This is a genomic window from Saccharopolyspora sp. NPDC000995 (assembly GCF_053599315.1).
In genome coordinates this window covers 1-5192 of the sequence record NZ_JBSFLZ010000225.1, presented here as the reverse complement: position 1 = coordinate 5192, position 5192 = coordinate 1, and the positions used below count along the sequence as shown (strand labels likewise).

At 63.4% G+C, this 5192-nt stretch carries 3 protein-coding genes; all 3 read right to left on the bottom strand.

Translation table 11 applies throughout. From position 1 onward, the window contains the following. Nucleotides 1–450: 450 nt before the first annotated feature. On the bottom strand, nucleotides 451–2208 hold the full coding sequence (locus ACWDKQ_RS35030; protein WP_450143052.1) for a CocE/NonD family hydrolase: 1758 nt from the start codon (nucleotides 2206–2208) through the stop codon (nucleotides 451–453). Nucleotides 2209–2272: 64 nt separating this feature from the next. Continuing rightward, the gene (locus ACWDKQ_RS35025) at nucleotides 2273–3574 is read right to left on the bottom strand and encodes an MFS transporter (RefSeq protein WP_450143051.1); all 1302 of its coding nucleotides are present in this window, start codon (nucleotides 3572–3574) and stop codon (nucleotides 2273–2275) included. Between the two features lie 200 nt (nucleotides 3575–3774). Next, nucleotides 3775–3936, bottom strand: a complete 162-nt coding sequence (locus ACWDKQ_RS35020; protein ID WP_450143050.1) for a hypothetical protein — start codon at nucleotides 3934–3936, stop codon at nucleotides 3775–3777. Between the last annotated feature and the right edge of the window lie 1256 nt (nucleotides 3937–5192).

The window sequence follows — 5192 nt, the reverse complement described above, 5'->3', positions numbered from 1 at the left end:
GCTCCATCTGGAGCGGGGGGCCGCTGCGTCGTCCTGGGACGGTCTGTCCCATATTTGTCCCACGCACATGATCAACAACCATGCGCAAAATCCATTATGGACGGCCTTCTGCACGAAGTTTGCCAGGTCAGCGTAAGAAGCACTACGGGGTGGGCAGCAGCTACGAGCTGTGCTTCGCTTTCCTTGATCATACCGGCCTTTCGCCCTAACCAAGATCACCCAAATACCGAAAGATCTTTAAGTGCGGCCGATCCCGCCGCGGCTGCGGTTGGTGCACTCTTCGCGAACGGAGCGTATGAATCGTTCCGCGTGCGGGTTGCGGTTGGGGCTGCGCGGCGGGATCTTCGTGACCGTGCTGCCTTCGCTGGCGAAGATTGTGTCGAAGGCGGCGGTGAACTTCGCGTCGCGGTCGCGGATGAGGTGGGTAAATGTGGCGGCGCGATTATCCGGTCACCCTGCTGGGCAAGGTCGCGGATTGTCGTTGGGGCTGGCTTGCCAGCAATCGTTCTGTTCTTGTGGCGGAGGGACGGGGCTGTCCACGGTGTTGCCGGCGATGTTCGCGGTTGCCAGATTGAAGGTCTCCCGGTTCTCGACGACGCCTCCGACCTCGCCCTGGAGGAACGCATCGCGGTTGTAGCGCAGGAAGGGCACGGACACGTTGCCGCCCTCCACCGTGACGAGCGTGCCGGTGCGGCCGGGCTCCCAGCGTGCGGGGTCGGAGGCGGTGATGAGGACGCCGACGCTGTGACCTGGCTGAATACGCCAGTCCTGGGGGTAGAGGTCGAAGGAGACCCCGTGGGTGCCGGCAGGGCCGGGGACGAGATAGGCCCCGCTGGCGATCTGCTGGGCCGTTTGGGCTTCCCGGTCGACATCGTAGAGCTGCACGATGGCGGTGACATCGGGCGCGGAGGTTTTGAGATCGAGGGTCGCTCGCGCCATCCCGGCGATGTGGGCCGGGTACGGAAGGGGAGGCGTAAACGTCCAGGTTCCCATTTGTGGCAGCACACCCAATTGCTTGTTAATCGGGCGCGTCGGATCCGGCCTGAAGGCCTCCGAATAACCTCCGCCATAACTGTCGTCGGCATCAACGTACTCACCGGGTTTAATGGGAAGCGGGACGTTCACCGCGTCGCGCGGCGGCCATTGCGCCTCGGCGCGCCAGCGGCCGTCACCCTCTTGTACGGTGGCCCCCGGGTCGGCCTCGACGTCGGCGTTTTCCTTGCTGACGCCTTTGACGTATCGGTCGAAGAACCGCATCACTTCGTCGTAGAAGACGTTCATGCGTGGCCAGCTTGTGCCGTGATCCCACTGGCCGACCCACTGATGGTGTGGGCCGCTCAGCGTGCTGAAGTAGTCCTGGGTGACGGGACGAACGTTGACGTCATAGAAGCCCATGAGTTGCAGGAATGGGATCGTTGAGCCCGTTAGCTTCGGTGTCAGGTCGCGGGCGCTCCAGTAGCTGGTGAAGTCCCTCTCGAGCATCTGGGGGAAGTGGTTGTCCGAGTTAACCGCGCACGTTGCGTTGCGCTGTTGCAGCCATACGGCGGTTGCGAGCGGACCGTAACTGACATCGGGCGGCGTATACGACAAGCCCGTCATAACTGGACCTAGGGCGTGATTCACGTAGGTGCCTACGCGGTTGGTATACATGGTGTTGTAGAGGTTGGACACTCCTTCCATCGGCACCACTGCCGCCAGCCCGCGAGGCGCGTTTGCCGCCGCCATGAGTGTCGTCCAGCCGGGGTAGCTGATGCCGAGCATGCCGACCTTACCCGTGGACCACTGCTGCGAGGCCGCCCACTCGACAACCGCTCGCGCATCGGCCTGGTCCTGAGCACCTCCGTAGTCGAGACAGCCGGGGCTGCGGCCGATCCCTCTCAGCGATACGGACACGAGGGTGTAGCCGCGTGCGAACAGTCCCCGCTCGGTCAGGGGGCCAGGTTGTCCGCTTTTCGGGTAGGTCTCGGGTGATCCGGGGTCGAAGAACGGCGGAACGTTATACGGGGTCAGTTCGAGGATCACCGGGCTCCGGTCGTCAGGCCCAGCCCACGCCGGACGGTAGATCAGCGCGTCCAGCTCGGCTCCATCACCGACGGGGATGGATGCCTGGCTGTACGTCCACGCGTTTGGGTCCGGTTCGGCGGCTTGTGCCGAGGTTGCAGCTGAGCCGATCAGCACGGCCGCCAAGAGCACGGCCGTGGTGCTCATGCGACGCCGCCTCGACTGTGTTCGTCCGCGGATCCATCCAGTAATCGTGCGCATCGGGTTCGCCTCAATTTCGTTCTTGCTGGGGCAGTTCGTCCGGGAGGAAAGCCGGTGCCTGCCGCACGTCGGTTGGGGTGGGTGCCTGTCGCGTTTCGGGTAGTCCGAGCAGAATCGCTATGAATGCCACTGCCGCGATGATTGTGATGTAGATGGCGGGTCCTAGCCCGCTGCCTGTCCAGGTCACGAGCAGCGAACCCAGGAACGGTGCGGTGCCGGCGAAGACCATATAGGCGGCGTTGTAGCCGACTGCCGAGGCCGCGAAGCGAACTGTCGTTGGCAGCAGTTCCAGGATCGCCGGCAGCATCACCCCGGCCAGGGCGGCATATGGAGCAACGAGCAGCAGTTCTGCGAGGACGGCACCGGTGAGGTCCCCTCCCACATCGACCAAGAGGAATGCTGGAATTGTCAGCACCACGGCGGCCAGGGCCGAAGCGATCACGACCGGCCTCCGGCCGACAGCGTCGCTGACTCTGCCGGAGATGACGCCGATGGCGGCTCCGAGGAGAAGGATGATGCTGGCCGAGATTAGGGCCGTTGTGGTGCTGAGGCCAACCCGCTTGGTCAAGTAGGTCGGTAGATAGCCAAGGATGCTATGCCCAGCCAGCCCCATGTAGCCAAAGACGAAGAACATCAGCCCCAGCTGCCTGGGATGGTGACGGAGCGCAGCCCGCAGCGGCGCATGCTGTACTTCTTGCTTGGCTTCCAGGGCGCGGAACACGGGAGTCTCGTCCAACCGCAACCTGAGATAGAGCCCGACCAGCGCGATAAACCCGCCAATCAGGAAGGGGACACGCCAGCCCCACGCCGCGTAGGTAGTGGGGAATGCGGAGGCTAAGATCAAGACAGTGAGCGCCGCACAGGCAGCGCCCACCAGGGAGAACACGCTGACTCCGGCGACCCACACGCCGCGTCGGCCCGGGGCCACGTATTCAGCTACGAAGGTGGCCACGCCGGTGAACTCGCCGCCAGCGGATAACCCCTGCGCCAGCCGGGCCAGCACCAGCAGGAGCGGCGCGAATACTCCGATGGCGGCATACGTCGGCAACAGCCCGATCGCCGCGGTGGACCCAGCCATGAGCAGGATGGACACGGCAAGTGTGTTGCGACGGCCGACGCGGTCACCAAGACTGCCGAAAAACATGCCGCCCAGCGGCCGAGCAAGAAACGCGACACCGTACACCGCGAGCGCTCCCAGCAGCGCCGCCCCGGAATTCCCTTGCGGGAAGAACCCGCTAGCCATGATCGGGACGGAAAACCCGTAAATAACAAAGTCGTACCACTCGACGAAGTTGCCGACTCCGCCTGCCACTATCACCCTTCTGGTCTCACTGGATGAGATCTCTGCTTTGGTATTCATCAGGACCCTTACTTTCCTGGATCGCGGGTTCTCTTCACCTCGGACGTCGGTGCCCTCGTATGGCGTTACACGACGGCCTCCCGTTGGTCTGATGCTTCGACCTCGAGGACGCCGATCACGCGCCTGAAGCGCTGGAGGACGCGTTCGCGCTGTCATTCGTCGCCCACACGACCCACCGTGATCTCTGCCGAAGCGCCCTCGCGGTCCGAGGAGTAATGGAGCTCGGCCACCTGGTGGGCGTTGAGCAGAACGGCGAGCTTGGCGAGCAGCGACGGCTTGTGGACCGCTCGGACGAAGATCCGGTGGTTATGCATGACTGACCCTGGTAGCGGCTCAGGTTCAGCCACATCGCCGTGTAGTTGCCGCGCTCCGCGGGCCACGACCGTCGCGGGGGTGCCGTGGGCGCCCACTCGGCCTCGTCGTCGACGTAGCCGGAGATCACGTCCGGGTCGGTGATCAGGCAGTCCGCAGGAAGCGCAGCGCGCAGGTCATCGATCATCACCGAAACTCCGAAAATGGTGCTCTGCTGCGGATGTTCGACCGCGACGAGGATCGCGCAATTCCCCGGCTCGATCGTTCCCACCTCGTCGGCAATCCCGTGCCGACTGAAAAGGATTGGCGGCACCTTTCTCGATTGGACCCGCCCTGCGAACTGAGCTCGGTCCGTCGGGTCACGTGCCGGCCTGTCGCGCAGTCGCCGACATACGTGGTGCCCGCGACAACAGCGGGTTCGGCGCCGCGATTAACCCACCGATGACCGTTGCCCACCTGGACGATGGCATCACCGGTATTGAGTTCCTTGGCCAGCGAGTCGCTGAGTTCGAGTGTGATTGGGCCAGCCAAGACTACGGCAAGATCGATCGTCTCGGAGGCGTGCATTCCAGTGATGCCGGGTTCGATAGCCGTGAGGAGCCCAGGAAAAGTCTCCGCCAACTCCTTCAATTGACATTCATTTGGAGAGTCAAGGGGTGCTGCAGCCTGTCCGGGTTGCACGGTGAGGAGCACGAAACCCAGCCGTTCTCCGGCGGGAAGTGGCTTCGCCAGGAAGGGACAGCGCTTCGGCCGATCGAGCTATGATGGGTGGAATCGTCGTTGAACGCGGCCTGCCGTGACTGTCGGTAGCTGTGGATACTCTGCACAGCATCGTCTCTCCCGTGGTTGATGAGGGGCCTCAAGGTTCAGATGGTTGCCGCGCCGGGCCAGGACCGCCCTCTCGCTTGCTACCTGGTTGAGCTAGCATGATGCTGTGGATCGCAACGCCAAATGGTTGTGTGTTGCGGCTTTGGTAGGCAATCTTCGACATATGTCGCTGGCTGTTGACCTTGGAGGTGCGTCCACCAAGATGGCGTGCGACTGGCCGGGGGGCGGCCCTGTTCTTGCCTGCCCACCGGCACGACCTCGCGGAGCGCCGGATGCAGTGAGAGGAGGTTGTCAAATTTTCTGTGCAAGCAGCAAGGCCGCGTAGTTAGCCTGGGTGTTGGCGTGTCAACTGGGTTTTCGTGACGTGGCCGCCACCCTGATAGCTGGGCGGGGCGTTCGGAGATCATGAAGTCGAACCAAGATCTTCATT